This is a genomic window from Bradyrhizobium sp. USDA 223, assembly GCF_044909005.1.
GTDB lineage: Bacteria > Pseudomonadota > Alphaproteobacteria > Rhizobiales > Xanthobacteraceae > Bradyrhizobium > Bradyrhizobium yuanmingense.
In genome coordinates, this window is sequence record NZ_JBIYDR010000001.1 from 3,415,117 (window position 1) to 3,439,529 (window position 24,413).

The following is a 24,413-nucleotide window of genomic DNA, read 5'->3' on the forward strand; positions in this document are numbered from 1 at the left end:
GGATCGGCCGTGGCGGTTCGCAGCAACATCGTCGGCATCGACAGCCCGGAGGCGCTGGAGAAGGCGCTGCGCGCGGCCTATTACCTCGCCGACGAGGGCCTTGCGACCGCCGCCTATCTCGGCCTCGCGCTCGGTAAGCCACTGCTACTGGAAGGCGCGCCCGGCGTCGGCAAGACGGAGGCTGCCAAAGCTATCGCCGCGGTGCTCGGCCGCCGCCTGATCCGCCTGCAATGCTACGAGGGCATCGACGCCTCTGCCGCGCTCTATGAGTGGAACTACCCGCGCCAGATGCTTGCGATCCGTCAGGCCGGCGATGAGAGCATCGACATCTATGGCGAGACGTTCCTGATCGAGCGGCCGATGCTGGCGGCGCTGCGCGCACCTGATTCCACCGTGCTCCTGATCGACGAAATCGACCGCGCCGACCAGGAGTTCGAGGCCTTCCTGCTCGAATTCCTATCCGACTTCCAGATCTCGATTCCCGAGCGTGGCACGGTCCGCGCGGCCGAGCGGCCGGTCGTCGTGCTCACCTCGAACCGGACCCGCGATCTGCACGAGGCCTTGCGCCGCCGCTGCGTCTATCACTGGATCGATTATCCGACGGCGGAGCGCGAGGCACGCATCATCATGATGCGCGCCTCCAGCGTCGCCGAAACCACGGCCCGCGCCGTCGTCGCGGCCGTCGAGAGATTGCGGCGCGAACCGCTGAGCAAGGCCCCCGGCATCGCCGAAGCCGTCGACTGGGCCGAGGCCGCGACCCTCCTCAACAAGGGCGGCGCACGCTGGCCCGATGCCTTCAAGCGCTCGATCGGCGTGGCGCTGAAGGACGAAGAGGACCTGCACTTCATCGCGCCCCGGCTCGACGCCATGCTCGCGGAGGCGACCGCATGAGCAACGAGCCACAGCTCCCGCGCGCTGCCCGCACCTTTGTTTCCTTCGTCGCGCTGCTGCGCGCCAACGGCTTTGCCGTTGCACCGGAGCAGACCACTGCGTTCCTCGCCGCGATCGCGCTGCTCGGACCGCGCAAGCTCGACGACATCAGGCAATCTGCGCTCGCCACCCTCGCCCCGCCGCCCGAACGTCGCGCCACTTTCGATCGGCTGTTCGACTTGCATTTCCGCGGCAGCGAGGCGATCGAGCATGCCGAAAATGGCGAGGACGACGAGACCGTACGCCTTCAGGAGGAAGGTCGCGGCGACGAGGAGCCCCTGCTCTCCGACGATTCCAACGAGTCCGGCCTGACTGCATCGCGCACCGAGGCGCTGGTCGAGCGCCGCTTCGCGCAGCTCTCCACGACCGATGCGCTCCGACGGCTGGCACGCGAGGCCCCGCGGCGCCTGCCGCGGCGGCGCGGCCACCGCCGCATGCGGGCGCGCCGCGGCCCCTTCGCCGACCTGCGCCGCACTTTACGCGACTCTGTCCGCAGCGACGGCGAGATCCTGCGGCTCGGTCACATGAAGCGGCGGCGACGCCCGCGGAAGGTCCTACTGCTGATCGACGTCTCCGGCTCGATGAAAAGCCGCACCGAGGAGAATATGAAACTTGCTCATGCGCTGGTGCAGGCCGCGCCCAATGTCGAGGTCTTCACCTTCGGCACGCGGCTGACCCGTGTCACCCGCGCGCTGCGGCTGAAACGGCGCGAGCAGGCGCTCAGCGCCGCGGCGCATCTGGTCAGCGACTGGGACGGCGGCACCCGGATCGGCGACGCGCTGCAGGCGTTTCTGGCGGTCCCGAGGTTCGGCGGCTACGCCCGCGGCGCCGCTGTGATCATCGTCTCCGACGGGCTCGAGCGCGGCGAGCCCGACGCCCTTCGCGACGCCGTCGCGAAATTATCGCGGCGGGCGTGGCGGCTGAGCTGGCTGACGCCGCTCGCGACAGGCCCCGCGTTCCGTCCGCAGACAGAAGCGCTGGTCGCGATCGAACGCTTCGTCGACGATCTCGTGGACGGCGGGTCGAGCGCATCGATCGTCGCCCACGTCCTGGCACTGGGAAGGAGAGCTGCGTGAACAATATTGTCGACGGCCATCATCACATCTGGCGGCAGGCCGACCTGCCCTGGCTGACCGGCCCCATGCAGTCCCGCATCTTCGGACCGTACGAGCCAATCCGGTGCGATTATCCGATCCAGGAATATCTCGACGATCTCAAGGACAGCGGCGTCATTCGTTCCGTCTATGTGCAGACCAATTGGGCGCCCGAGCATTTCGAGGAGGAGGCTGCCTGGGTGCAGCGCACGGCCGACGAACACGGCTGGCCGCACGCCATCGTCGCCTACGCCAATTTCGCGGCCGACGACGTCCGCCCGCAGCTCGACCGCCTCAAGCGCTATCCGCTGGTGCGCGGGGTGCGCATGCAGCTGCATTGGCACGAGAACCCGCTCTATCGCTTCGCAGCGCGTCCGGATCTCTGCACCGACCCGACGATCCGTCGCAACGTCGCACGTCTTTCCGATTACGGCTGGAGCTTCGATTTGCAGGTGTTCACGCCGCAGATGCCGGATGCTGCGCAGCTGGCCGAATCCTGTCCCGGCGTGACCTTCATCCTCCAGCATGCCGGCATGCTCGAGGATCTCTCGCCGGCTGGACGGGCGGCCTGGCGCGCCGGGATGGCCCGGCTCGCGAGTTGTCCGAACGTCGTCTCGAAACTGTCCGGGCTCGGCACCTTCATCCATCGCAACGATCCCGCGCATATCGCCGCCGTGCTCACTGATACCGTCGCGATCTTCGGCGCCGAGCGCTGCCTGTTCGGCTCCAATTTTCCGATCGAGAAATTATGGACCAGTTATCGCGAGCTCGTCGCAGCCTTTCGCGCGGCTGCCGCCCCGTTCAGTGCGGAGCAGCAGGATGCGATCTTCCGGACGACCGCGACGCGCGTCTATCGGCTTTGACAGACAAGAAACGAGACGGGAGGGAAACGAATGGCGCTGGAGATCAAGATCCTGGACTACGGCGATATCGAGCTGGAATCGAGCTTCCTGGTGCTCGGCCGCGACTGCGGCCGCACCCGCCGCGTCCTCACTCTCGGCTTCCTGATCCTCGGCGGCAAATATCCTGTTGTCGTCGACACCGGCTATCGCTCCAACCAGATCATGGAGACGCTGGGCATGCGGGGGCTCCAGTACCACGAGAACATGATCGAGAACCAGCTCGCGCGCCACGGCGTGCGCATGGGCGACGTCCGCTTCGTCTGCCACACCCATTTGCACATCGACCATGCCGGCAAGGACGATCTGTTCCCGATGAACACGACTGTCGTGCTCAACCGCAAGGAACTCGAATATTCCGTCTCCGGCCTGATGCATCCGCAATATCCGGCCCCCGACATCAAGCACCTGATCGACAGGCTGCACACCAAGAGCGCGCTGCGCTTCCTGGACCTCGAGATCACCGGGCCGATCGAGCTGATGCCCGGCGTCTATTGCGATGCCGCCAACGCGCACACCGAGGGCTCGATGAACATCATCGTCCACACCGCCGATGGCATCGCCACCATCTGCGGCGACGTGATCTACGACTTCAACGACCAGATCGTCACGCCTTTCCATGAGATCCACGATTGGGAGCCGCGCACCACCGGCAACCATGGCACCACCAAGCGCGCAGAAAAGGCGGCGATCAAGAAGCTGCTCAGCAATTCGCGCTACCTGCTCCCGGTCCACGACCGGCCCGCCAAGATCGAAGGCGGCAACGTCGTGGGGCGGCTGCATGATCAGGTCCCGGGCCCGATCGTGCAGTCGCTCCCCCAGCGCAACTGGTTCCCGGCTTGAGGTCGAGGATCGTCCAATGACGCATGTGACGTTGCGAAGCGAGTTCGAGACCCTGATCGACCCCTATGCGCCGGTCGCACAGATCGGCACCGGCTTCGACTTCACGGAAGGGCCCATCTGGCATCCGGTCGACCATTATCTGCTGTTCTCGGACATGCCGGCCGACGTGCGGCGGCGCTGGGATGCGCGGCGCGGCGTCATCGAGGTCAAACGCCCGTCGAACAAATGCAACGGCATGACCTATGACGCCGAGCTCAATTTGATCGTCTGCGAGCACGCGACCTCGTCGCTGATCCGCGAACGCCCGGACGGACGGCGCGAGGTGCTGGCCTCGCATTTCGGCGGACAGGAGCTCAACAGCCCGAACGACGTCTGCGTGCACTCATCCGGCGCGATCTATTTCTCCGATCCCTGGTACGGCCGCATGCCGGTCTACGGCGTCGAGCGGCCGCGCCAGCTCGGCTTCCAGGGCGTCTACCGCGTCGTGCCGGGCGGCGAGCCGAAGCTCGTGGCCGAGCGCAATTTGTTCGACCAGCCGAACGGCCTGTCCTTCTCGCCGGACGAGAAGCTGCTTTATGTCAACGACACGGTGCAAGCCCTGATCCGTGTATTCGAAGTCAACAACGACGGCTCGCTGTCCAATGCGCGCGTGTTTGCGAGCGGCATCAAATCCGAGCTCGAACCCGGTCTGCCCGACGGCATGAAGTGCGATCAGCACGGCAATGTCTGGGTCACCGCCCCCGGCGGGGTCTGGGTCTATTCGCCGCGCGGCGAACTGCTCGGCAAGGTCCGCGTGCCCGAGCTCGTCGCCAACCTCGCCTGGGGCGGGCCGGATTTCCGCACGCTCTATCTCACCTCGACCCATTCGGTGTATGCGATCCCGACCAAGGTCGGCCCGCGGCATGAGCCCTATATGAGCGGCAGGCGCGCTGGCGGCGGAACAAGCCCGAGCTCATCGCCAGCCGCGCCTATTCTGACCGAGGGCGAGATGCGGCTCGATCCGCAACGCTGCGCCATGATCATTCAGGATCTCCAGAACGACGTCATCATGGACGGCGGCGCCTTCGCCGAGTCCGGCGCGCCCGGTCACGCCAAGCAACAGCATGTCGTGGAGAATGTGCGGCGCCTGGCGGAAGCCGCACGCGCCCGCGGCGTCACCATCATCCATGTCTGGTTCGTGGTCGAGCCCGGCGCACCTGGCGTCACGCTGAACGCTCCGCTGTTCGAAGGTCTCGTCGACAGCAAGGCGATGGTGCGCGGGAGCTGGGGCGCGGCCCCGGTTTCGGGCCTCGAGCCCCGGCCCGGCGATTTCGTCGTCGAGAAGATGCGGATGAGCGCCTGGGAAGGCACGCGGCTGGAGACGATCTTGAAAGCGACCGGCCGCGACATGATCATCAATACCGGCGCCTGGACCAACATGTCGATCGAGCACACGGCGCGGACCGGTGCCGACAAGGGCTACTTCATGATCGTGCCCGAGGATTGCTGCTCGACCATGAATGCCGACTGGCACAACGCCTCGATCAACTTCGCGATGCAGAACGTCGCGGTCGTGACCAGGGCCGATGCCGTGATCAGAGCGCTGGGATGAGCTGTGGCAAAGCTCTTGCACCTGTCCTGCTCGCCGCGCGCCGAGTCCGTCTCGACGGCCGGCGCGCGGGTCTTTCTCGACGGCTTCCGTCACGCCCGGCCGGATTGGGACGTCGATGTCGTGGACATCTGGCGCGAGCGGATGCCGGAGTTTGCGGGTCCCATCGTCGAAGCTAAATACGCGCGCATGAAGGCTCAAGCCTTCACCGAGGCGCAACGTCAGAGCTTCGCCGAGGCCGAGCGAATGGCGCTGCGCTTCTCGCTCGCCGACCGGGTGCTGATCTCGACCCCGATGTGGAACTTCGGCCTTCCCTACAAGCTCAAGCAGTGGTTCGACATCATCGTCCAGCCCGGCCTCACCTTTCGGTTCGATCCATCGCAGGGATATCTCCCGCTGCTGCAGGATCGGCCGACACTGGTCATCATCGCCAGCGGCAGCGATTTTGCCACCGGCATGAACCGCGGCCGCATCGATATGGCAACGCCCTACTTGCGGGAAATCCTGCGCTTCATCGGGATCAGCAATGTCCGCTTCGTGCTGATCGGTCCAACCACGGGACCGCAAGCGCCGATCGATGCCGCCCGCGAGCGGGCGCATCAAAGGCTCGCTGCAATGGCCGCGACCTTCTGAAGCGCTATGAGACTAGTCTTGATCGCTGCAACGAGGGAGGTGCACTCCCTCTCCCGCTTGCGGGAGAGGGTTGGGGAGAGGGTGCTTCCGCAATGGGACAATCCCCAAGAGGAGAAAGCCCTCACCCGCGCCTTCGGCGCGACCTCTCCCGCAAGCGGGAGAGGTGAACGAGCCGCTTCCATCGATTCAACCAAAGCCGTTCCGCTTTGAAGCGTGATGGCGGCGTGTCGAGCCGGATCAGATCAGGCTCGATTTGCCCCGGCTCAGCACCTGGCCTGCACCTTTGGTGCCGACGATCCGGCCCTGGCTGCAGACCACCTGTCCCCTGGCGATCGTCGTCACCGGCCATCCCGTGACCTCGAAACCTTCCCAGGGCGTGTAATCCGCGCCGTGATGCAGATCGGCCTGCCGGATCAGCTTCTTCAACTTGGGATCCCAAAGAACGATGTCGGCATCGAAACCGACGCCGATCGAGCCCTTGCGCGGATAGAGGCCATAGATGCGGGCGTGGTTGGTCGCGGTCAACTCGACGAACTTCTGCAGGGTGATGCGGCCCTTCGAGACGCCTTCGGAGAACAGGATCGGCAGCCGCGTTTCGACGCCGGGGATGCCGTTCGGCACCCAGCGGAACGAGGTGCGGGCGTTCGGCGTCAGCTTGCCCTTGGGATCGTCGTAGCGGAACGGGCAGTGATCGGACGAGAAGGTCTGGAACACGCCCGACGTAATGCCCTCCCAGATCGCCTCCTGGCTCTCGACATCGCGCGGCGGCGGCGAGCAGACATATTTCGCGCCGGTGATGTCCATGTTGAGGCCTTTCATGTCGTCGGCCGTCAGCGTGATGTATTGCGGGCAGGTCTCGGCATGAACGGGCAGACCGCGCTGCTGGGCCCAGCGTACCTGCTCCATCGCCTCACGTCCGGAGACGTGCACGATCATGATGGGAACGCCGATCACCTCGGCATGGCTGATGGCCCGGTGCGTCGCCTCGCGCTCGACCGCCTGCGGCCGCGAGGTGCCGTGATAATACGGCGCGATATGACCTTCGCGCTCCAGCTTGCTGGTCAGGAAACGGATGGCGTCGTAGCCCTCGCAATGGACCATGACCAGCGCCTCCTCGCGGCGCGCGACCTCGAACACTTCGAGCAGCTGCTTGTCGCTGAGCACGAGGTCGTCATAGGTCATGAACACCTTGAACGAGGTGTAGCCGTCCTTGACCAGCGCCGGCAGCTCCTGCCCCAGCACCACGGCAGTCGGATCGGAGATGATGAGATGGAAGGCTGTATCGATGTAGCACTCACCTTCGGCGAGCTTGCGATAGTTCTCGACACAGCTGCGCAGCGAGGTGCCCTTCTCCTGCAGCGCGAAGGGCAGCACCATGGTGTTGCCGCCGGCTGCGGCTGCGCGCGTCGCCGAGGCAAAATCGTCGGCCATCACCACGTCGGGGCCCGAGGGCTGCGAGATGTGGACGTGGCTGTCGATGCCGCCCGGCAGCGCCAATAGGCCCGTCGCATCGATCTCGCGGGCCGCGCCTTCGATGCTATCGGCGATGCTGACGATGCGGCCGTCGCGAATGCCGATATCGGCGCGAAACTCGTCGCTGGCCGTCACGATGGTGCCGCCGCGGATGGCGAGGTCGAGCTGCGTCACTGATGTCTCCGTCACCTGATATTTGGCATTGTCTGGAAGATCCGTCCCAATTGCGCAAGCGCCGTCACATCGCCGCCGGCGAGACCAAGGGTCCGCCACAATGTGGCCGCGACCGAATCGAGCACGGCGATGTCCAGCTCCCGCTCAAGCGTGGCCGCAAGCGCCGCACCATCGAGATTGGTGCAGAGAATGACGATCGCGTCAGCCCCCTCCGCCGCCACGTCGCGTATCATGCCTGCGATCGTCGCCAGCGCGACCTCGCCGAAGGAAAAGTTGTCACGCAAGCCGAGATGCCGCTCGGCATGCGGGGCGATCCCCTCCTCGGCCCAGACGTCGGCAATGCGCCGCTGCACGTCGTCGGTATAGGGCGAGACCAGGCCGACGCGCCTCGCGCCGAGCGCGCGGGCCGCATCGATGCAGGCCAGCGTCGACGTCGTCGCCGGCACATTCGTGCGGGCCGCGATCGCCTCGCACAGGCTGCGGTCGCGGCCGATGCCGAGCCAGCTTGCGGACGTGCCATTCCAGGCGATCGCGTCGACCTTGGCATCGGCCAGCAGATCCGCGGCCGGAAGCATCACGGATGCGTCGAACTGGCTCAGCGCGGCGGCATCGAGCGCGATCTGGGTGACGCGGAAGCGAGAGAAATGCGCGGTGACGCCGGGGGTGCCCGCCAGCATGGCGCTGGTGACGGGCTCGAGCACCGAGTTGGAGGACGGCGTGATCATGCCGAGGCGCTTGCGCATGGCTGACATCGATCACAGTCGCTCCGTTGCCGCAGGGAGCATCAACGCTCCCTCGAAACGATCATCGGCATCCCCAGCGCCGTGCGCAACCCGCAATTTGCATACTGCATACAATTTGTTCGATATGCATTTGTTTTACGCCACATACGTCGCCTATTTGAGCATCGCGTTCGGCTCGGTGTGGCTAGGATGAGTTGCAAGCAGGAAGCCTCGCGTGCAGCAAAAATCCGAAACGAACCCGGCGCGTAAGTCGCCCAAGCTCAAGCGGATGGGCCTGCATGAGCGTGCCGCCGCGCGAATGCGGACGATGATCATTCGTGGCGAGCTGCCGCCGGGCTCGCAGACTCAGGAGACCAAGCTGTCGAAGGAGCTCGGCGTGTCGCGCACCCCCTTGCGCGAGGCGATGAAGGTGCTCGCGGCGGAAGGATTGATCGAGCTCCGTCCCAACCGCAGTCCGCGCATTGCCGACATCGCGGTCGACGGCATCTCGGAATTGTTCGAGGCGCTCGCCGGCATCGAGCGGCTCGCCGCAGAGCTCGCCGCGGAGCGCGCCACCGAGCGCGATCTCGCCCGCCTGCGCACGCTGCAGACCCGGATGGAGGGTCATCACCGCAGCGGCAAGCTCGACGATTATTTCGCCCTCAACGGTGAGATCCACAACGCCATCGTCCGCATGGCCCGCAACACGCCGCTGCGCGAGGCGCACGAGACGCTGATCTCGCGCGCCGAACGTGCGCGTTATCTCGCGCTCGGCGCCGACAGGCGCTGGAGCAATTCGGTCGACGAGCACGCCGACATCCTGGCCGCGCTCGAAGCGCGCGACGGCGAGGCGGCCGGACGCCTGCTCGGCGCGCACGTCGCGCGCACCGGTACGGCGCTGCTGGAAGTCCTCGCCGCCTCTCAGGCCAAGCGGCCGGCGGCGTGATCATGAAGCTGCTCCTGCTCAACCCAAACACCAGCACCGAGGTCACGCAGCTGATGCTGGGGGTGGGGCAGCGTGCCGCCTCGGCAGGCACCGAGCTGATCCCGTGCACCGCGACCCGCGGCGTGCCCTACATCGCCACGCGCACCGAAGCGCAGATCGGCGGCGCCATCGCGCTGGAGATGCTGGCCGAGCAGCACAAGAAGGTCGATGCCGCGATCATCGCGGCCTTCGGCGATCCCGGCCTGTTCGCCGCGCGCGAGACCTTCGACATTCCCGTGGTCGGCATGGCGGAAGCCGCGATGCTGACCGCGTGCATGGCCGGACGCCGCTTCGCCATCGTCACCTTCGCGCAGGCGCTGGGGCCCTGGTACGAGGAATGCGTCCGTGCCCACGGGCTGTGGGAGCGCTGCGCCGGCATCCGTATGCTGGATACGCCGTTTCAGGCGATCTCCGAGGTCGGCACTGAGAAGGAAGACATGCTGGTCGAGCTCGCCCGGCGCGCTGTCGTCGAGGACGAGGCCGATGTGCTGATCTTTGCCGGCGCCCCGCTCTCGGGCCTTGCCGAGCGCGTCGCGGGCCGGATCCCCGTCCCCGTGGTCGATCAGGTCATAGCGTCAGTCAAGCAGGCCGAGGGGCTGCACGCGCTGCGTTTGCGCAAGGCCATTGCCGGCACGTTCCGCCGCCCCGCAGCCAAACCGACCACCGGGCTTGCCGATGCGCTCGCCGCCCGGCTCGAGCATCGAGACAGCTGATCAGAGAGGCGGCCGGCGATGCGAAAAACCCAGTTCGTTCTCGAGCACGCGGCCGAAGGCAAACAAGGGGGATTCGCGTCCGGGCGGCGCAATGATCTGCATGCCGAAGGGCCGCTCGTTCTCCCCGCGCGGCACCGGGAGGGTCAGCACCGGGAAGCCGACCAGCGACACGATGAAGGTCACGGCGAGATAGTCGATCGGCGTCTCCAGCGCGGCCCCGTCGATGGCCGTGACGTCGGCGATCTCATTCGACCAGGGCAAGACGGACGCGGCCGGCGCGACCAGGAAATCGGCAGCGGTGAACAGCTCGCGAAAGCTGCGGTAGATCGCGGTGCGGCGCCGCTCGGCGTCGAGGTAGTCCTGTGCGGACAGGTTTGCGCCGGCTTCGATGTTCCAGATCACCGTCGGCGTGAGCTCCGCACGCCGCGTCCGCAGCAGCTCGCCATAGCTGCTCGCGACGTGCGCGGCGCGGAGCGTGCGGAAGGCTTCGATCGCCCCGCCGCAATCCGGCGAGGACCGCACGATATCGGCAACACGCGCCAACGCCTCGCAAGCCGTCGCGAAGCGCGTACGGACCTCCCGCGCAACCGGCGCGACACCGAAATCAGGCGTGACAGCAATCCGGGCACGGTCGGGGATCGGTCGATTATCATCGGTACTGCCGAGCGAGAGCGGATCATTCGCGTCGCCCCCGGCGCAGACCGACAGCGCGAGTTCGAGATCATCGACACCGCGGGCGAGGAAGCCGTGGGTCGACAGCATGTCCCAGCCGAGCGGCCGGCGCGGCGATGCAATACGGCCGGGTGTCGGCCGGATCGAGGCGACATCACAGAAGCTGGCGGGCGTGCGCACCGAGCCGCCGAAATCGGTGCCATGCGCCAGCGGCACCATGCCGGATGCGACCGCGACGGCAGAGCCGCCGGACGATCCGCCGGAGGTCAGCGCCGGATCGAACGGATTGCGTGTCGGCCCGCACAATCTGTTGGTGCAGACCGCGCCGAAGCCGAACTCCGGCGTGTTGGTTTTGCCCAGAATGATCGCGCCGGCGCGCCGAAGCCGCGCCACGACGAGATCATCCTCGGCCGGGACGTGATCGCCGAACAGCAGGGATCCGTAAGTCGTCGCAAGTCCCGCAGTGTCGGTGAGGTCCTTGATCGCAATGGGCACGCCGTGCAGCGGACCGATCGGCGCAGAGGCGGCATCGCAGATCTGCGCGGCGCGCCGGGCGCCGTCCGCATCCACCGTCATGAACGCCGCCAATCGACTGTCGAGGCTCGCAATCCGCGCCAGATGCGCTTCGACGGTCTGGCGGGAGGACACTTCGCCCCTCGCAATGGCGCGCGCAAGCTCTGTCGCCGTGAGGTCGCATATCGATCGATCCGATGTCATGGGGTCACCATGCCAAAACGCTCGCCGAAAAGCGACAGGTGCGGGCACAAGACTTGCTTTCTCCTCTGGGGCAACGGGAGGCAACACCATGGTTGATGCGCCAAGCGGCCGATCGCTCGTCGTCGACGCGGTCACCCACCGGTATCCGAGTGGCGCGCTTGCGGTCGAGAACATCAATCTCGACATCAAGGGCGGCGAGATCATCGCCCTGCTCGGCCCGTCCGGCTGCGGCAAGACAACGCTGCTGCGCATCATCGCCGGCTTCATCGCGCAGACGCAAGGGAGGATCATCATCGGCGACGACATCGTCGATGCGCTGCCGCCGAACAAGCGCGCCGTCGGCATCGTATTCCAGAACTACGCGCTGTTCCCGCACCTGTCGATCAGCGAGAACGTCGCCTACGGCCTCGCCGCCCGCGGCATCGACAAGGCGACGCGCCAGCGCGAAGCGCAGCGCCTGCTGGAGCTGGTGCAACTGCCTGCTATGGCCGAGCGGCTGCCGCGGCAGCTCTCCGGAGGCCAGCAGCAGCGCGTTGCGCTCGCCCGCGCGCTCGCGATCAAGCCGTCGATCCTGCTGCTCGACGAGCCCTTCGCCGCGCTCGACAAGAATTTGCGGCTGGACATGCAGATTGAGGTCAAGCGGCTGCAGCGCGTCTCCGGCATCACCACGCTGATCGTGACGCACGACCAGGAAGAAGCGCTGTCGATGGCCGATCGCGTCGCCGTGCTGAGCCATGGCAAGCTCGAGCAGTTCGGCTCGCCATCGGACGTCTACGACCGTCCGCAGACGCTGTTCGTCAACACCTTCGTCGGCTCCACCAACCGCATGCCCGGCATCGTGGTCTCAGCGGACCGCACGGCAGCGAAGGTGCGTCTCGATGCCGGCGCGGAGATCATCGCGCGTCCCGCAGGCGGTGCGCTCAGCGAGGGCGGCCGCGTCACCGTCTGCATCCGCCCCGAGCACCTGCAATTCGTCGGCGACGAGACCGGCTTTGCCGGCGTCGTTGGCATGTCGCTGCCGCTGGGCGCCACCGTCGTGCACGAGGTCACCACGGCCGATGGCTCCGGCGTCAAGGTTTCTCAGGCCCGCATCGGCGAGACGCGCGCCCTGGAGAACGGCGCGGCGGTGCGCCTCGCACCGCTCGCCCCATCGCTCGCCAACGCCTTTCCCGCAACGCTTTAGATCTAGTCTTTGTCCAGAGGGGAGTTTGATATGATCATGAATCGCAGAAGCCTGCTGACCACGGCGCTCACGCTCGGGGCCATGAAGGCGTTTCCAGGCCTGAGCTACGCCCAGGCCCGCCCGCTGGTGTTTGCGACCTTCACCGGAAGCTGGGAGGAAGCGCACAAGGCCGTGCTGGTGCCGGCGTTCCGCAAGGCCAACGCGGACGCCGCGATGGTGCTCGATCCCATGCTCTCGGTCGACCAGATCGCCAAGGTCAACGCGGCGAAAGCAAATCCGCCGATCGACGTCATGCTGCACGATCCCGGCCCCGCCCTCGTCGCCGTCGGCCAGGATCTGGTCGAGCCCTATCCGGTCGAGAAGAGCGCCTATTACAAGGACCTGATCGCCGAGGCGCAGGAGCCGATGGGCCCCGCCCCGTTCTTCCAGGTTGTCGGCCTCACCTACAATCCGGAAGCGGTCAAAACGCCGCCGACGTCATGGGCCGATCTCTGGAAGCCGGAGTTCAAGGGCCGCGTCGGCATCACCAACCTCAACTCGACGCTCGGCACCGGCTGGCTGGTCGAGATCGCCAAGATGCGCGGCGGCTCGGAGGCCAACGTCGATCCGGGCTTCAAGGCGCTGGAGGAGCTCAAGCCCAATCTCGCCGCGGTCGCCGCCAATCCCGGCGCGCTCGCCACCCTGTTCCAGCAGGGCCAGATCGACATCTCGCCCGGCAATTTCAACGCCATCCAGATCCTCAAGGCGCGCGGCGTGCCGGTCGAGTTCGTGGCACCGAAGGAAGGCGCCATCGCTTTCAAGACCACGATCCACATCGTCAAGAACTCGCCGAACCGCGAGCTCGCCTTCAAGCTGATCGAGGCGGCGCTGATGCCGGAGGTGCAGACCACGCTGATGAACCCGCCCTACCTGATCGTGCCGACCAATTCCAAGGTGGCGATGGGCGGCGAGATCGCACGCGTGCTGGCCAAGGACACGACTGAACTGAAGAAGAAGTTCGTGTTCCAGGACTGGAAGAAGATCAACGAGCAGCGCTCGGCCTGGATCGAGCGCTTCAACCGCGAGATCAAGATCTAGACCATGGGCGCAGCGCCGGCAGCACGGGACGTGACGTCCTACGGAATGGGATTGGCAGCGCCGCTGGCGCTGTTCTTCCTGATCTTCTTCGTCGCGCCGCTGCTGCAATTGTTCTGGCTCTCGCTGCACAACGACACGGCCGGGCTCCATTGGGGGCTCGGCCAGTACCTGCACTTCCTCACCGATCCCTTCAGCCTCGGCGTGCTCGGCTCGACGCTGCTGCTGGGGGCCGAGGTGACCGCCGTCTGCCTGGTGCTCGGCATTCCCATCGCCTGGCTGTATCAGCGGGTCGGGCCAAAGCTTCAGACCGTCATCATCCTGATCGTGCTGCTGCCGCTTCTGACCAGTGTCGTGGTCCGGACCTTCGCCTGGATCGTCATCCTGGGTCGCCAGGGCATCATCAACGCGACGCTGCAATCGCTCGGCCTGATCGATACCCCGCTCAAGCTGCTCTACACCCAGTTCGGCGTGGTGATCGCGCTGGCACAGGTGCAGATGCCCTTGATGACGCTGCCGCTGATCACCGCGCTCAGCCGCATCGATCCCAATCTCGACGATGCCTCCTGCTCGCTTGGCGCCGGAAGCTGGCGCACTTTCTTCCGGATCGTGCTGCCGCTCTCGCTGCCGGGCGTCATCGCCGGCTGCACGCTGACCTATGCCGCCGCGATCACCGCCTTCATCACCCAGTCGCTGATCGGCGGCGGGCAGATGCTGTTCATGCCGATGTATCTCTACCAGCAGGCCTCGACGCTGCAGAACTGGCCGTTCGCGGCCGCGATCTCGATCATCTTCCTGCTCGCCGTGCTCGCAGTCGTCTCGGTCTTCACCACGCTCGGCCGCATGTCGCGCGGCTATGGAGGCGCATGATGAGCGGCCGCAAGCGCACGCTCGAGGCGATCAGCTTCGAGCTCGTCATGGGCGTGATCGCGGTGATCGCGCTTCTCATCATCATTGCCCCCTCGCTCGTGGTGCTGATCGTCTCCTTCACCAGCGGCTTCTCGCTGCGATTCCCGCCGCCGGGTTATTCGCTGCGCTGGTACGTCGAGCTGTGGAATGCCTGGCAGTTGCACTTCGCCGCCAAGAACAGCCTGATCGTGGCGATGTGGGCGACCGGCCTGTCCGTCGTGCTCGGTGTCGCCGCGGCGCTTGCGATCTCGCGGTCACGGACGCTGTCGGCGCGGCTGCTCGATTCGCTGTTCATGTCGCCGCTGGTGCTGCCGGCGCTCGCCTTCGGCCTCGCCGCCCTGATGCTGTTCTCGCTGGTGGGCCTGCCGGTGTCGCCGCTGACGCTGGTGATCGGCCACACCGTGGTCTGCGTGCCCTATGTCGTGCGCAATACAATCGCAGCCCTGGCCCAGCTCGAGCCGACCCTGCTCGAAAGCTCGGCCGTGCTCGGCGCGAGCCGGCTTTACACCTTTCGCCGCATCGTGCTGCCGCTGATCCGGCCGGGCATCATCGCGGGCGCCTTCATTGCCTTCATGTCCTCCTTCGACAACGTGCCGGTCTCGCTGTTCCTGCGCGATGCCGCCACCGATATGCTGCCGATCCGGATGTGGCAGGATCTCGAAGGCAAGCTGGATGTCACCATCGCCGCGTTGTCGGGCGTGCTGATCATCGCCACCGTCGCGCTGGTCGCGGTCATGGAGCGCGTCACCGGCCTGTCGCGGCGGCTGACCAACTGATCAGGCGCCGCGGAACAACGAATAGCCCCAGCGCGTAAATTTCAGCGGCAAATGAAAATGCTCGTCAACGTTCTTGATGCGAAAGCGGAACGGCGTCACGGTGAGGAAGCCGTCGCGCTCGCCAAAGAATTCGCCGAGATGAAACAGCACCTCGTACGCGCCCTCCGTCACACCTGCGCCTTGCGCGACGGCATGATCGAGCACGCCGTTGGCGCCGAGCCGCCCCTCGGCGATGCGCTGGGAATCCGGATCGATCCGCCAGATCTCGACGCGCAGCCCCTGCGCCGGGCGCCCGCTCGCTACATCGACCGCGTGAATGGAAATACCGCCTGCCACAATGTTCCTCCCATGAGCACGTTGCCATGGTAGACGGAAACACGGCCGCTCGGCCAGCGCCCGCGCTGCTGCCGGCCTTGTTGCCTGCTTTGGGCGCGATGACCGCGCTGCAGGCCCTGGTCGCGCTGGCCTTGTTCGCGCCCGGCGTGGTGGCCCCGCGCGCCCATATCGAGGTCTGGCAGCTCTCGATGTTCTCCGCCGCGGTGTTCGCGGTCGGCATCCCCGCCTCGTTCTGGGGCGGCGGCTTCATCGCGCGGCTGGGCTCGCTGCGGATCGCGAGCCTGTGCGCGGCGGCCATCGTCGTCGGCATGGCCCTGGCTTCGCTCGGAACGAGCGCCGCGCTGCTGGCCGCGGGCCTCTGCATCGGCCTGGCCATGGGGCCGGAGACGCCGGCGAGCGCGGCGCTGCTGGCGCGCCTCGTGACCGCCGAGCGGCGCGCCTTCGTGTTCTCGGTGCGTCAGACCGGTAACCAGATCGGCGCGGTCTGCGGCTCGCTGGCGCTGCCGGCGATCGCCATCGCGTTCGGGCCGGTCTGGTGCTATGCGGCCGTGGGCTTCGCCGCCCTACTTGCGATCGCGCTGTTCGAACGGTTGCGGCCGGCCTATGCCGGCAAGGTCGCCCCCCCGCCGAAGCTCGATCTCCGCGCGCGGCTGGCGCTGGTGATCGCGGACCGGCGGATCGCGATGCTGGCGCTGGCCTCGATGCCGTTCAGCGCGATGCAGGTGTCGCTCAACACGGTGTTCGTCACGCTCGGCACACGCGAGCTCGGGCTCAGCCATATCGAAGCCGGCATGGCGCTCGCCTGCGCGCAAGCCGGCGGTCTCGTCGGCCGTCTCGGCTGGGGCTATGTCGCCATGCGGCTCGATGCCTCGCGCGCCGTCCTCGTCGTCATCGGCCTCGGCATGGCCTTCTGCGCCGCGCTGCTCGGCCTGAACGGCGCTTCGCTCGGCCGCAGCGGACAATTCATCATCGCCGCATTATTCGGCCTGACGGCGTCGGGCTGGAACGGCGTCTTCGTCGCCGAGATCGCCCGCCTCGCCCCGCAGGACCGGATCGGCGAGACCACCGGCGCGGTGCTGACCGCGTCCTACGTCGGTCTCCTTGCCACGCCCGCGCTGGTGTCGATCCTCGATGGCGTGGCCCGCCTCGGCATGGCCTTCTTCGCGCTGGCGTGCCTTGTCCTTGGCGGTACATTGGCGTTGATCTGGGGAGGCCATGACAACGCGGACAAATAACGCGCGCGAGATCGCTGCCGAAGTCAGCGCCGGGCGGACCAATGCCGTCGAGACCGCGAAAGCCGCGCTTGGCCGCATCGAGGCCGCCAAGGCCTTGAACGCGGTCGTCGCGATCGATCCTGCGCGCACGCTGGCGGATGCTGCGGCGGTCGATGACCGCCTGCGTATGGGCGAGATCATGCCGCTCGCCGGTGTTCCCGTGATCGTCAAGGACAACATCTGGGTCGGCGGCTGGCGCGTGACGCAGGGCTCGCGCCTATTCTGCGATTTCATCGCGCCGCGCGATGCCATCGCGGTCGAGCGGCTGCGCAAGGCCGGCGCCGTCGTCGTCGGTATCGGCGCAACATCCGAATTCGCCTGCAAGGGCGTTACGACCTCGCAGCTATATGGGCCGACGCGGCATCCGCTCGATCCCGCGCTGACGCCCGGCGGCTCATCCGGCGGCCCGGCCGCAGCGGTTGCGGCCGGCCTGGTGCCGCTCGCGATCGGCACCGATGCAGGCGGCTCCAGCCGCAGGCCGCCGGCGCATGTCGGGGTCGCCGGCTTCAAGCCGTCCTATGGCGCGATCCCCTATGGGCCAGGTTTCGCCGAACCGTTCTTCGGCCTCTCCGTCATCGCGCCGATCGCATCGGACGCGGCCGATATCGCGCTGGCGTTTGAAGCCATGGCCGGCGCCGATCCGCGCGATCCGGATTCGGCCATCGTTGCGCTGCAGGCCAGAGACATCGGCGGTCAGCGCATCGCGTTCTCGCCGCGCCTTGGTCTCGGCGTCGCGATCGACGACGTCGTCGCGAGTGGCCTCGCCGCCGCGGTCGACCGGCTTTCCGCAGCAGGTTTGCACATTACACGACGCGATCCCATCTGGCCGGCAGGCGCCACGGAGGATGCGATCATGCCGCTGCAGCATGCGGGCCTCGCGGCGCTCCATGGCGATAGCTTTCGCAAAGATCCGACTGTCCTCGATCCTGACGTCGCCAAGCAGATCGAGCGAGGTCTCTCCTGGTCGGGTGCGGAGGTCGCTGCAGCGCTGCTTGCGAGCACCGCGATCGCCAACGCCTTCGCCGCCTTCTTCACCGAAATTGACTTGCTGCTGGCGCCGACCGTCCCCTGCGTCGCCTGGCCGCTGACGCAGCTCGGCCCTGATATGATCGGCGGAAACCCCGCAAGCCCGCGAGCCCACGCGGTGTTCACGCCCTTCGTCAATCATGCCCGCCTGCCGGCGATCTCGATTCCGTGCGGAACGGATCGGCGCGGGCTTCCCTTCGGCCTTCAGATCATCGCGGCGCGCGGGCAAGACCGCTCGCTGCTCGCAGCAGCGCAAGAGATCGAAGCGATCTTGCGCAGTGCCTGACGCAAACGGAGACTCCCCATGGTTGAGAACGCTTATTCGACAATTCGGCCGCTCGACCCCCGCGACCGCTGGTCCGAACTGTCCCGGGCGGAGCGCAGCGCGGCCTATGACAACAACGCGGCGGTCAAGAACAGCCCGGCCCTGATCGCGGAGCGCAACGAGGCCTCAAGCCGGCTGCGGGGCACGCTCAAGTCGCATCTCGACCTGCCCTATGGCGAGCGGGCCAACAACAAGATCGACCTCTATCCGGCCGCAAAGCCTGATGCGCCCTGCCTGGTGTTCCTGCATGGCGGCTACTGGCAGCGCAATTCGCGCGAGCTGTTCGCCATGCTGGTCGAAGGCGTCGCCGCGCATGGCTGGTCGGTTGCGATCCCCGGCTATTCGCTGGCGCCCGAGGTGTCCCTCAGCGAGATCGTCGCCGAGATCCCGCGCGCGCTCGACTGGCTCGCGGCGCACGGCGCGTCCTACGGCGTTGCCGGGCCGGTCGTGCTGTCGGGCTGGTCCGCCGGCGCCCATCTCGTCGCAATGGCGCTGGATCATCCGCGCGTCCATGCGGGGCTCGCGCTCTCGGGCGTCTACGATCTCGCGCCGATCCGCGATACGGGGCTGAACGACGCTCTGAAGCTGACGGACGAGGAGATCGCCACGCTGTCGCCACTGCGCCTGCCCGTCACCCGGAAGCGCCTCGACATCGCCTATGGCAGCAGCGAGCTGCCGGCGCTCGTCTGCGATTCCATCAATCTCTACGACAGGCGCGTGGCGGCGGGAGCGCCGGGCAAGCTCATCTCGGTCGAAGGCGCCGACCATTTCACCATTCTCGAGGCTTTGCGCCGTCCGGACGGAGTCCTGGTGGAGGCCGCGCGGCGGCTGCTGGACTAAAAGTGCGAAAAACAACCCCATGCACAGTAGCGATGTCGTTGTTTGCAAAGGCGAATTGTTTGAGGGCCGATCGACACCGCCTTTGCCGCTTTGACTCGTCGGGCAAAACAGGGGCATGATGGCATCATCGCCCAGGCTGCCGCTCCTGCAGCTCAATCCAGATTCGCTCGTCCATGATCCGCGCCGGATAAAGCCGCAGCGGCCGGCTCGGCCATCCCGCACTGATTTCGCCATCGCGCAAATCGAATGATGCCGCATGGCGGGGACAATTGAGGCGCCCGGCCGTCACCTGCCCCAAGGCCAGATCCGCCTGCTCGTGCGGGCATGCACGTTCGCAGGCGACGACGTTGCCCTCGTTCCAGATCACGAGCAGGTCGCGCCCGGCGACGCGGACGACGGTCTCCGCCTTCAGCCGGTCGAGATCGCAGACGGCAATCCACCCGGCGTCGTCAGCCACCGAGATAGGCCTTGCGCACATGCTCGTTCGCGATCAGCTCAGTGCCGGCGCCCGACAGCACGATGCGGCCGTTCTCGAGCAGATAGGCATGATCGCACATCTCGAGCGCGGCAAAGGCGTTTTGCTCGACCAGCAGCACGGTGGTGCCGGCATCGCGAATGCCGCGGATGATCGCAAAGGTGCGCTCGACGATGTTGGGGGCGAGCCCGAGCGAAGGCTCGTCGAACATGATCAGCCGCGGCCGCGACATCAGCGCGCGGCCGATCGCGAGCATCTGCTGCTCGCCGCCGGACAGCGTGCCCGCGGCCTGCCTGCGCCGCTCGGCGAGCCGCGGGAATTCCGAGTAGATGCGATCGCGGTCGGCCGCGATCTCACCCGAACCGCGACGGAGGTAAGCCCCCATGTCGAGATTTTCCTCGACGCTCATATGCGGAAACACGCGCCGCCCTTCCGGGCAATGGGCGATGCCGCTCGCCAGCACGCGCGGCGGCCTCGCACCGGTGATGTCGATGCCCTCGAACTTCATCTGGCCCGAGCGCGGCGGCACCAGGCCGGAAATCGCACGCAGCGTCGTGCTCTTGCCGGCTCCGTTGGCGCCAATCAGGGCGACCAGCTGGCCGGCCTTCACGTCGAGCGAGATGCCGCGCAGCGCGGTGACGCCACCGTAGCCGCAGACCATGTCGCGGATCTCAAGCACGTCCTGCTCCATGTCCAAGATAGGCTTCGATGACAGCAGGATCGTTGCGGATCACATCCGGCGTCCCTTCGGCGATGATGCGGCCATAGTTGAGCACCACGATACGGTCCGAGACGGTCATCACCATCGGCATGTCGTGCTCGACCAGCAAAATCGTGATGCCGCGGTCGCGGATGCTGCGGATCAGCTCGACGAAACGGTGCGTCTCCGAGGCGTTCATGCCGGAGACGGGCTCGTCGAGCAGCAGCATCGACGGCTCGGCCGCCAGCGCCAGCGCGACGCCGACCAAGCGCTGCTCGCCGTAGGAGAGCGAGCCTGCCGCATCGTGGGCGCGGCGTTCGAGCCCGACCCATTCGAGCAGCTCGCTCGCGCGCTGCCGCAGCTTGCGCTCCGAGGCGCGCGCGCCTGGCAGGCCGAGGATGGCGTCGAGCAGCCGGACCCGGCCCTGCCGGTGCAGGCCGATCAGGAGGTTGTCATAGACGGTGTCGTTCGGGAATACGCTGGTGCGCTGGAAGGTGCGGATCAGGCCGAGATCGGCGATCTCATGCGGCTTCAATCCGCCGAGTGCAGTGTTGCGATAGGTCACTCCGCCTGCGCTCGGCGTCAGGAAACCGGTCATGACGTTGAAGGCGGTGGTCTTGCCGGCGCCGTTCGGCCCGATCAGGCTGACGATCTCGCCCTCGCCGACCTCAAAGCTCATGTCGGAGATCGCGACCAGCCCGCCGAAGCGGACCGCGACCTGATCGATGGTCATGGCGATGCTGCGCGCAGTCATCACGCCGGCTCCTTGGCGCCGGTTTCAGTGAGCGTCACCGGTGCCAGCGCCGTCGTCCCGCGCCGTCGCCGGGTCAACCGCTGCGCCAGCGACGGCACGATGCCGCGCGGCAACACGAATAGGATGGCGATCAGCACGCCGCCATAGGCGATCCACTGCGCTTCCGGTGCCATCACCGGACGTAGCGCCACCGGCAGCAGGCCGAAGATCAGGCCGCCGACCACGGGACCCGCCAGCGAGCCCTTGCCGCCGCTGATGACCATGATCACCATGGTGACGGTGTTGATGAAGGCGAAGACTTCGGGATCGATGATCCGGATGTAGTGCGCATAGAGGCTCCCGGCCGCGCCGGCGATCGCGGCGGAGATCACCGCAGCGATCGTCAGCGTCCTGGTCACGTCGATGCCGACCGAGACGGCCAGCGTTTCGTTCTCCATCAGGCCACGCATGGAGCGGCCGAAATGGGAATGAACGAGGCGCGCGATCAGGAGATAGGCGATGAGCGCAACGACCAGGACGAGATAATAGTTGTGGAATTTCGTGCGCAGCGTCAGCTCGCCAAAGCCGGGCAAGGGCAACGCGATGGACGGGATATTGGTCAGCGCCAACGGGCCCTGCGTCAGCTCGACCCAGTTCAGCGCGACCAGCCGGACCACCTCGGCAAAGGAGATCGTCACAATGACGAAATAGGCGCCGCGGACGCGGAACGACAACAGACCGACGAAATAGCCGCACAATCCTGCAATCAGGATCGCCAGCACGAAGCCTACGATCGGCGGCCATGGTGCGTGGACAAGACGAAAGCCTCCGGGCAGGCCGATGTCGAAACCGAGCGAAGTCAGCGCGCTGACATAGGCGCCGATGCCGAAAAAGGCGATATGACCGAGGCTGAGCTGGCCGGTGAAGCCGAGCAGCAGATTGAGGCTCATCGCGCCGATGACGAAGATGCCGGTCGTGATCAGCGCGTTGAGCAGATAGGGATCGCGCAGCCAGAGCGGCACCGAGGCCAGCGCCGCAACGGCGAGAATCGTGACGATCGTCTTCATCCGACGCGCTCCGCGCGCGCGAACAGGCCTGTCGGCCGGAAGATCAGCACCGCGATGATGATGAGAAAGCCCATGGCATCGCGGTAGCCTGACGAGACGTAGCCGGCGCCGAGCTCCTCGGCCAGCGCCAGGATGAAGCCGCCCATCACCGCGCCCGTGATGTTGCCGAGGCCGCCGAGGATGACGATGGCGAAAGCCTTGACCGCGGCGAGATCGCCCATCTGCGGAAAGATCACGTAGACCGGCCCGAGCAGCGCGCCCGCGGCGGCGGCGAGGCTGGAGCCGATCGCGAAGGTCGAGGTGTAGATCATGTCGACGTTCACGCCCATCAGGGACGCCGTGTCGTGATCCTGGAAGGTCGCCCGCATCGCGCGGCCGAGGCTGGTCTTGTTGATGAGCAGATAAGTCACCAGGATCAACATGGCCGCCGCGGCGAGCACGAACAGGCGCAGCCATGAAACGGAGACCGGCCCCAGCACCAGCGGCGCCTCCGGAAATGGCGTCGCCACCGCTTTTGCGACTCCGCCCCAGATCCACAGCGTGCCCGACTGCATCGCGATCCAGGCGCCGATCATCACCAGCATGGTGGTGTCGATGTCGGAGCCGCGCAGCGGACGCAGCAATGTCAATTCGATGGCCGCACCCAGCAGCCATCCGGCCAGCACGGCCACGGGCAGCGCGAGAAAGAAGTTCAGCCCGAGCTGCTGCACCACGATGAACATGATGTAGGCGCCGAACGTGTAGAGCACGCCATGCGTGAAGTTCACGACGTTCATGATGCCGAAGATCAAGGTCAGCCCGATACCCAGCAGCGCATAGGTGCCGCCGAGCACGAGCATGTTGATCAGATGCTGGAGGAATTCGCTCAAGATTGTTCCCGGATGTTCTGCATTACCTCTCCCGCTTGCGGGAGAGGTCGGCGCGAAGCGCCGGGTGAGGGTTCTATCCTCTTGGGGAATCCCACCGCGGAGACACCCTCTCCCCAACCCTCTCCCGCAAGCGGGAGAGGGAGCGCACCTCCTCGTTGCTGCATCGAATCTGATCTCATCGCGCGTTAGAGCGTCTTCATCTCGATCTTGCCGTCGGCGATCTCGATGAGATAGACGTTCGGCTGGCTCTGACCGCTTTCCTTGCCCTCGGGCCCGGACTTGCGGAACACGATGTCACCGTTCAGCCCCTTGATGTTGATATTCCAGAGCGCCGCCTTGATCGCGGCCGGCTCGGCCTTGCCGGCCTTCTCGATCGCGGCGGCGACGGTGCGGATGCCGTCATAGCCGCGGAAACTCTCGGTGCAGCCCGCGAAGTCGAAGCCGCGCTTCTTCCATTCCGCGATGAAATAGTTGGTGGCTTCCGGGTTCGGCGTCTTGTCCGGGAACCAGGGCAGGAAGGTCGTCAGATGCATGGTGCCGTTGGCGGCCGCTCCCGCCTGGGCGATGATCTGGTCCGGGTTCTGCGAGCCGCCGGTGGTGATGATGCGCTTCTTCAGACCAAGGGCGGCGGCCTGCTTGAAAATCAGCGTGAGCTGGTCGACGGCGGTGGTGACGATGACGGTCTCGGAGTCCGAGCTCTTGATCTTGGACAGCTGCGCGCTCATGTCCTGCGCGCCCTGATCCATGGTCTCGACCAGGCCGATGCCGATGCCCTTCTCCTTCATCATCTTGCTGAAGTCCTCGGCGGTGCCGCGGCCCCAGTCATTGTTGATGACGAGGAAGTCGACCTTCTTGAGCGCGAGCTTGTCGACGATGCCCTTGAACGCCGCGGCCTCGATCGCCGAGGGCGGCGAGATGCGGAAGATGAAGGGATTGCCCGTCGTCGTGATCTTGCCAGAGGACGAGGTCTCCACCACCATCGGCGTCTCGTATTCCATCAGCTTCGGCATCACCGCGAGCGTCAGGCTCGAGCCCCAGGCGCCCATCAGGACCGGCACCTTGTCGCTGGTGATGAGCTTCTCGGCGACGGCGGCGGCCTCCGTCGGGTTGCTCTTGTTGTCCTCGATGACGAGCTCGATCTTCTTGCCGAGGATGCCGCCCTTGGCATTTATCTCGTCGGCGGCGATCTTGGCCCCGTTGACGACGTAAGTGCCTGAGGCCGCGAACGCGCCGGTGAGCGGCTCGTTGACGCCGATCTTGATGGTCTGCGCCCCCGCGGCGCCGCCGAACAAGGCCGTCGCCAACGCGATTGCCGGAACCAGTCCGAGTGTTCGTGTCATGTTTGTCTCTCCAAATCCCACGCTGTTGATGTCAGGGCAGTCC

25 protein-coding genes are annotated in these 24,413 nt (G+C 66.4%); 15 read left to right on the forward strand and 10 right to left on the reverse strand.

From position 1 onward, the window contains the following. Positions 1 to 9: 9 nt before the first annotated feature. The 6 genes from ABIA40_RS15800 to ABIA40_RS15825 are packed head-to-tail and all read left to right on the forward strand — an operon-like array spanning position 10 to position 5,987. Positions 10 to 891 carry a MoxR family ATPase gene (locus ABIA40_RS15800; RefSeq protein WP_271540785.1) on the forward strand — a complete coding sequence of 294 codons (882 nt, stop codon included), beginning with the start codon at positions 10 to 12 and terminating at the stop codon, positions 889 to 891. Beyond that, positions 888 to 2,006, forward strand: a complete 1,119-nt coding sequence (locus ABIA40_RS15805; RefSeq protein ID WP_404541932.1) for a VWA domain-containing protein — start codon at positions 888 to 890, stop codon at positions 2,004 to 2,006. The genes ABIA40_RS15800 and ABIA40_RS15805 overlap by 4 nt, the downstream gene beginning before the upstream one ends. Further along, positions 2,003 to 2,887, forward strand: a complete 885-nt coding sequence (locus ABIA40_RS15810; protein WP_404541935.1) for an amidohydrolase family protein — start codon at positions 2,003 to 2,005, stop codon at positions 2,885 to 2,887. Before ABIA40_RS15805 ends, ABIA40_RS15810 begins: the two co-directional genes overlap by 4 nt. 30 nt (positions 2,888 to 2,917) lie before the next feature. Next, positions 2,918 to 3,766, forward strand: coding sequence for an MBL fold metallo-hydrolase (locus ABIA40_RS15815; protein ID WP_157282405.1), 849 nt, complete (start codon positions 2,918 to 2,920; stop codon positions 3,764 to 3,766). Between the two features lie 16 nt (positions 3,767 to 3,782). After that, positions 3,783 to 5,357 (forward strand): isochorismatase family protein, encoded by a 1,575-nt coding sequence (locus tag ABIA40_RS15820; RefSeq protein WP_404541938.1) that lies wholly within the window; start codon positions 3,783 to 3,785, stop codon positions 5,355 to 5,357. Positions 5,358 to 5,360: 3 nt separating this feature from the next. Further along, positions 5,361 to 5,987 (forward strand): FMN-dependent NADH-azoreductase, encoded by a 627-nt coding sequence (locus ABIA40_RS15825; protein WP_271540972.1) that lies wholly within the window; start codon positions 5,361 to 5,363, stop codon positions 5,985 to 5,987. 237 nt (positions 5,988 to 6,224) lie between these two features. On the opposite strand, the gene hydA is transcribed toward ABIA40_RS15825, so the two are convergent. Then, positions 6,225 to 7,634 carry a dihydropyrimidinase gene (gene hydA / locus ABIA40_RS15830; protein ID WP_404541941.1) on the reverse strand — a complete coding sequence of 470 codons (1,410 nt, stop codon included), beginning with the start codon at positions 7,632 to 7,634 and terminating at the stop codon, positions 6,225 to 6,227. Between the two features lie 11 nt (positions 7,635 to 7,645). After that, a complete protein-coding gene (locus ABIA40_RS15835) occupies positions 7,646 to 8,386 on the reverse strand; it encodes an aspartate/glutamate racemase family protein (protein WP_404541943.1) in 741 nt (246 codons plus the stop codon). Positions 8,387 to 8,591: 205 nt separating this feature from the next. Between ABIA40_RS15835 and ABIA40_RS15840 the strand changes: the two genes are divergently transcribed. Together ABIA40_RS15840 and ABIA40_RS15845 are read left to right on the forward strand one after the other, a co-directional pair. After that, positions 8,592 to 9,302, forward strand: a complete 711-nt coding sequence (locus tag ABIA40_RS15840) for a GntR family transcriptional regulator (RefSeq protein WP_404541945.1) — start codon at positions 8,592 to 8,594, stop codon at positions 9,300 to 9,302. Between the two features lie 2 nt (positions 9,303 to 9,304). Continuing rightward, positions 9,305 to 10,054, forward strand: a complete 750-nt coding sequence (locus tag ABIA40_RS15845; RefSeq protein ID WP_404541946.1) for an aspartate/glutamate racemase family protein — start codon at positions 9,305 to 9,307, stop codon at positions 10,052 to 10,054. Here ABIA40_RS15845 and ABIA40_RS15850 read toward each other — a convergent pair whose 3' ends face one another. Continuing rightward, entirely contained in the window at positions 10,055 to 11,443 is a 1,389-nt protein-coding gene (locus tag ABIA40_RS15850) for an amidase (RefSeq protein WP_404541948.1), read from the reverse strand. 88 nt (positions 11,444 to 11,531) lie between these two features. Here ABIA40_RS15850 and ABIA40_RS15855 point away from each other — a divergent pair, with 88 nt between their 5' ends. From ABIA40_RS15855 to ABIA40_RS15870, 4 genes are read left to right on the forward strand one after another with little or no spacing between them, the layout of a single operon-like run. After that, a complete protein-coding gene (locus ABIA40_RS15855) occupies positions 11,532 to 12,626 on the forward strand; it encodes an ABC transporter ATP-binding protein (protein ID WP_404541950.1) in 1,095 nt (364 codons plus the stop codon). A gap of 30 nt (positions 12,627 to 12,656) precedes the next feature. Then, positions 12,657 to 13,703 carry an ABC transporter substrate-binding protein gene (locus ABIA40_RS15860; protein ID WP_404541952.1) on the forward strand — a complete coding sequence of 349 codons (1,047 nt, stop codon included), beginning with the start codon at positions 12,657 to 12,659 and terminating at the stop codon, positions 13,701 to 13,703. Between the two features lie 3 nt (positions 13,704 to 13,706). Further along, on the forward strand, positions 13,707 to 14,570 hold the full coding sequence (locus ABIA40_RS15865; RefSeq protein WP_404541954.1) for an ABC transporter permease: 864 nt from the start codon (positions 13,707 to 13,709) through the stop codon (positions 14,568 to 14,570). Then, the gene (locus ABIA40_RS15870; protein WP_271540989.1) at positions 14,570 to 15,385 is read left to right on the forward strand and encodes an ABC transporter permease; all 816 of its coding nucleotides are present in this window, start codon (positions 14,570 to 14,572) and stop codon (positions 15,383 to 15,385) included. The genes ABIA40_RS15865 and ABIA40_RS15870 overlap by 1 nt, the downstream gene beginning before the upstream one ends. On the opposite strand, the gene ABIA40_RS15875 is transcribed toward ABIA40_RS15870, so the two are convergent. Continuing rightward, positions 15,386 to 15,721: a hydroxyisourate hydrolase gene (locus tag ABIA40_RS15875; RefSeq protein ID WP_275501149.1), complete on the reverse strand. Its 336-nt coding sequence runs from the start codon at positions 15,719 to 15,721 to the stop codon at positions 15,386 to 15,388. It abuts the gene before it with no gap. 26 nt (positions 15,722 to 15,747) lie between these two features. Between ABIA40_RS15875 and ABIA40_RS15880 the strand changes: the two genes are divergently transcribed. The 3 genes from ABIA40_RS15880 to ABIA40_RS15890 are packed head-to-tail and all read left to right on the forward strand — an operon-like array spanning position 15,748 to position 19,186. Further along, positions 15,748 to 16,956 (forward strand): MFS transporter, encoded by a 1,209-nt coding sequence (locus ABIA40_RS15880; protein ID WP_404541957.1) that lies wholly within the window; start codon positions 15,748 to 15,750, stop codon positions 16,954 to 16,956. After that, the gene (locus ABIA40_RS15885) at positions 16,937 to 18,307 is read left to right on the forward strand and encodes an amidase (RefSeq protein WP_404541959.1); all 1,371 of its coding nucleotides are present in this window, start codon (positions 16,937 to 16,939) and stop codon (positions 18,305 to 18,307) included. The genes ABIA40_RS15880 and ABIA40_RS15885 overlap by 20 nt, the downstream gene beginning before the upstream one ends. 18 nt (positions 18,308 to 18,325) lie before the next feature. Then, positions 18,326 to 19,186: an alpha/beta hydrolase gene (locus tag ABIA40_RS15890; protein ID WP_404541962.1), complete on the forward strand. Its 861-nt coding sequence runs from the start codon at positions 18,326 to 18,328 to the stop codon at positions 19,184 to 19,186. A 124-nt stretch (positions 19,187 to 19,310) separates the two neighbouring features. On the opposite strand, the gene ABIA40_RS15895 is transcribed toward ABIA40_RS15890, so the two are convergent. The 6 genes from ABIA40_RS15895 to ABIA40_RS15920 all read right to left on the reverse strand — a co-directional run bounded on the left by ABIA40_RS15895 (position 19,311) and on the right by ABIA40_RS15920 (position 24,370). After that, positions 19,311 to 19,643 (reverse strand): Rieske (2Fe-2S) protein, encoded by a 333-nt coding sequence (locus tag ABIA40_RS15895; protein ID WP_404541964.1) that lies wholly within the window; start codon positions 19,641 to 19,643, stop codon positions 19,311 to 19,313. Continuing rightward, a complete protein-coding gene (locus ABIA40_RS15900) occupies positions 19,636 to 20,340 on the reverse strand; it encodes an ABC transporter ATP-binding protein (RefSeq protein ID WP_404541966.1) in 705 nt (234 codons plus the stop codon). The genes ABIA40_RS15895 and ABIA40_RS15900 overlap by 8 nt, the downstream gene beginning before the upstream one ends. Further along, a complete protein-coding gene (locus ABIA40_RS15905; protein ID WP_404541968.1) occupies positions 20,333 to 21,115 on the reverse strand; it encodes an ABC transporter ATP-binding protein in 783 nt (260 codons plus the stop codon). The genes ABIA40_RS15900 and ABIA40_RS15905 overlap by 8 nt, the downstream gene beginning before the upstream one ends. Further along, on the reverse strand, positions 21,115 to 22,161 hold the full coding sequence (locus ABIA40_RS15910) for a branched-chain amino acid ABC transporter permease (RefSeq protein ID WP_404541970.1): 1,047 nt from the start codon (positions 22,159 to 22,161) through the stop codon (positions 21,115 to 21,117). The genes ABIA40_RS15905 and ABIA40_RS15910 overlap by 1 nt, the downstream gene beginning before the upstream one ends. Then, the gene (locus ABIA40_RS15915; protein ID WP_404541972.1) at positions 22,158 to 23,030 is read right to left on the reverse strand and encodes a branched-chain amino acid ABC transporter permease; all 873 of its coding nucleotides are present in this window, start codon (positions 23,028 to 23,030) and stop codon (positions 22,158 to 22,160) included. Before ABIA40_RS15915 ends, ABIA40_RS15910 begins: the two co-directional genes overlap by 4 nt. A gap of 185 nt (positions 23,031 to 23,215) precedes the next feature. Beyond that, complete coding sequence (locus ABIA40_RS15920; RefSeq protein ID WP_271541008.1) at positions 23,216 to 24,370, reverse strand: ABC transporter substrate-binding protein; 1,155 nt, start codon at positions 24,368 to 24,370, stop codon at positions 23,216 to 23,218. Positions 24,371 to 24,413: the final 43 nt, after the last annotated feature.

Bases quoted from the DNA above. Each gene is read 5' to 3' on its own strand.
- ABIA40_RS15815 (WP_157282405.1), top strand. From the start codon at position 2,918: ATGGCGCTGGAGATCAAGATCCTGGACTACGGCGATATCGAGCTGGAA.
- ABIA40_RS15835 (WP_404541943.1), bottom strand. From the start codon at position 8,386: ATGTCAGCCATGCGCAAGCGCCTCGGCATGATCACGCCGTCCTCCAAC.
- ABIA40_RS15880 (WP_404541957.1), top strand. From the start codon at position 15,748: ATGGTAGACGGAAACACGGCCGCTCGGCCAGCGCCCGCGCTGCTGCCG.
- ABIA40_RS15850 (WP_404541948.1), bottom strand. From the start codon at position 11,443: ATGACATCGGATCGATCGATATGCGACCTCACGGCGACAGAGCTTGCG.
- ABIA40_RS15905 (WP_404541968.1), bottom strand. From the start codon at position 21,115: ATGACTGCGCGCAGCATCGCCATGACCATCGATCAGGTCGCGGTCCGC.
- ABIA40_RS15890 (WP_404541962.1), top strand. From the start codon at position 18,326: ATGGTTGAGAACGCTTATTCGACAATTCGGCCGCTCGACCCCCGCGAC.
- ABIA40_RS15910 (WP_404541970.1), bottom strand. From the start codon at position 22,161: ATGAAGACGATCGTCACGATTCTCGCCGTTGCGGCGCTGGCCTCGGTG.
- ABIA40_RS15860 (WP_404541952.1), top strand. From the start codon at position 12,657: ATGATCATGAATCGCAGAAGCCTGCTGACCACGGCGCTCACGCTCGGG.
- ABIA40_RS15920 (WP_271541008.1), bottom strand. From the start codon at position 24,370: ATGACACGAACACTCGGACTGGTTCCGGCAATCGCGTTGGCGACGGCC.
- ABIA40_RS15855 (WP_404541950.1), top strand. From the start codon at position 11,532: ATGGTTGATGCGCCAAGCGGCCGATCGCTCGTCGTCGACGCGGTCACC.
- ABIA40_RS15845 (WP_404541946.1), top strand. From the start codon at position 9,305: ATGAAGCTGCTCCTGCTCAACCCAAACACCAGCACCGAGGTCACGCAG.
- ABIA40_RS15865 (WP_404541954.1), top strand. From the start codon at position 13,707: ATGGGCGCAGCGCCGGCAGCACGGGACGTGACGTCCTACGGAATGGGA.
- ABIA40_RS15805 (WP_404541932.1), top strand. From the start codon at position 888: ATGAGCAACGAGCCACAGCTCCCGCGCGCTGCCCGCACCTTTGTTTCC.
- ABIA40_RS15885 (WP_404541959.1), top strand. From the start codon at position 16,937: ATGACAACGCGGACAAATAACGCGCGCGAGATCGCTGCCGAAGTCAGC.
- ABIA40_RS15870 (WP_271540989.1), top strand. From the start codon at position 14,570: ATGAGCGGCCGCAAGCGCACGCTCGAGGCGATCAGCTTCGAGCTCGTC.
- ABIA40_RS15820 (WP_404541938.1), top strand. From the start codon at position 3,783: ATGACGCATGTGACGTTGCGAAGCGAGTTCGAGACCCTGATCGACCCC.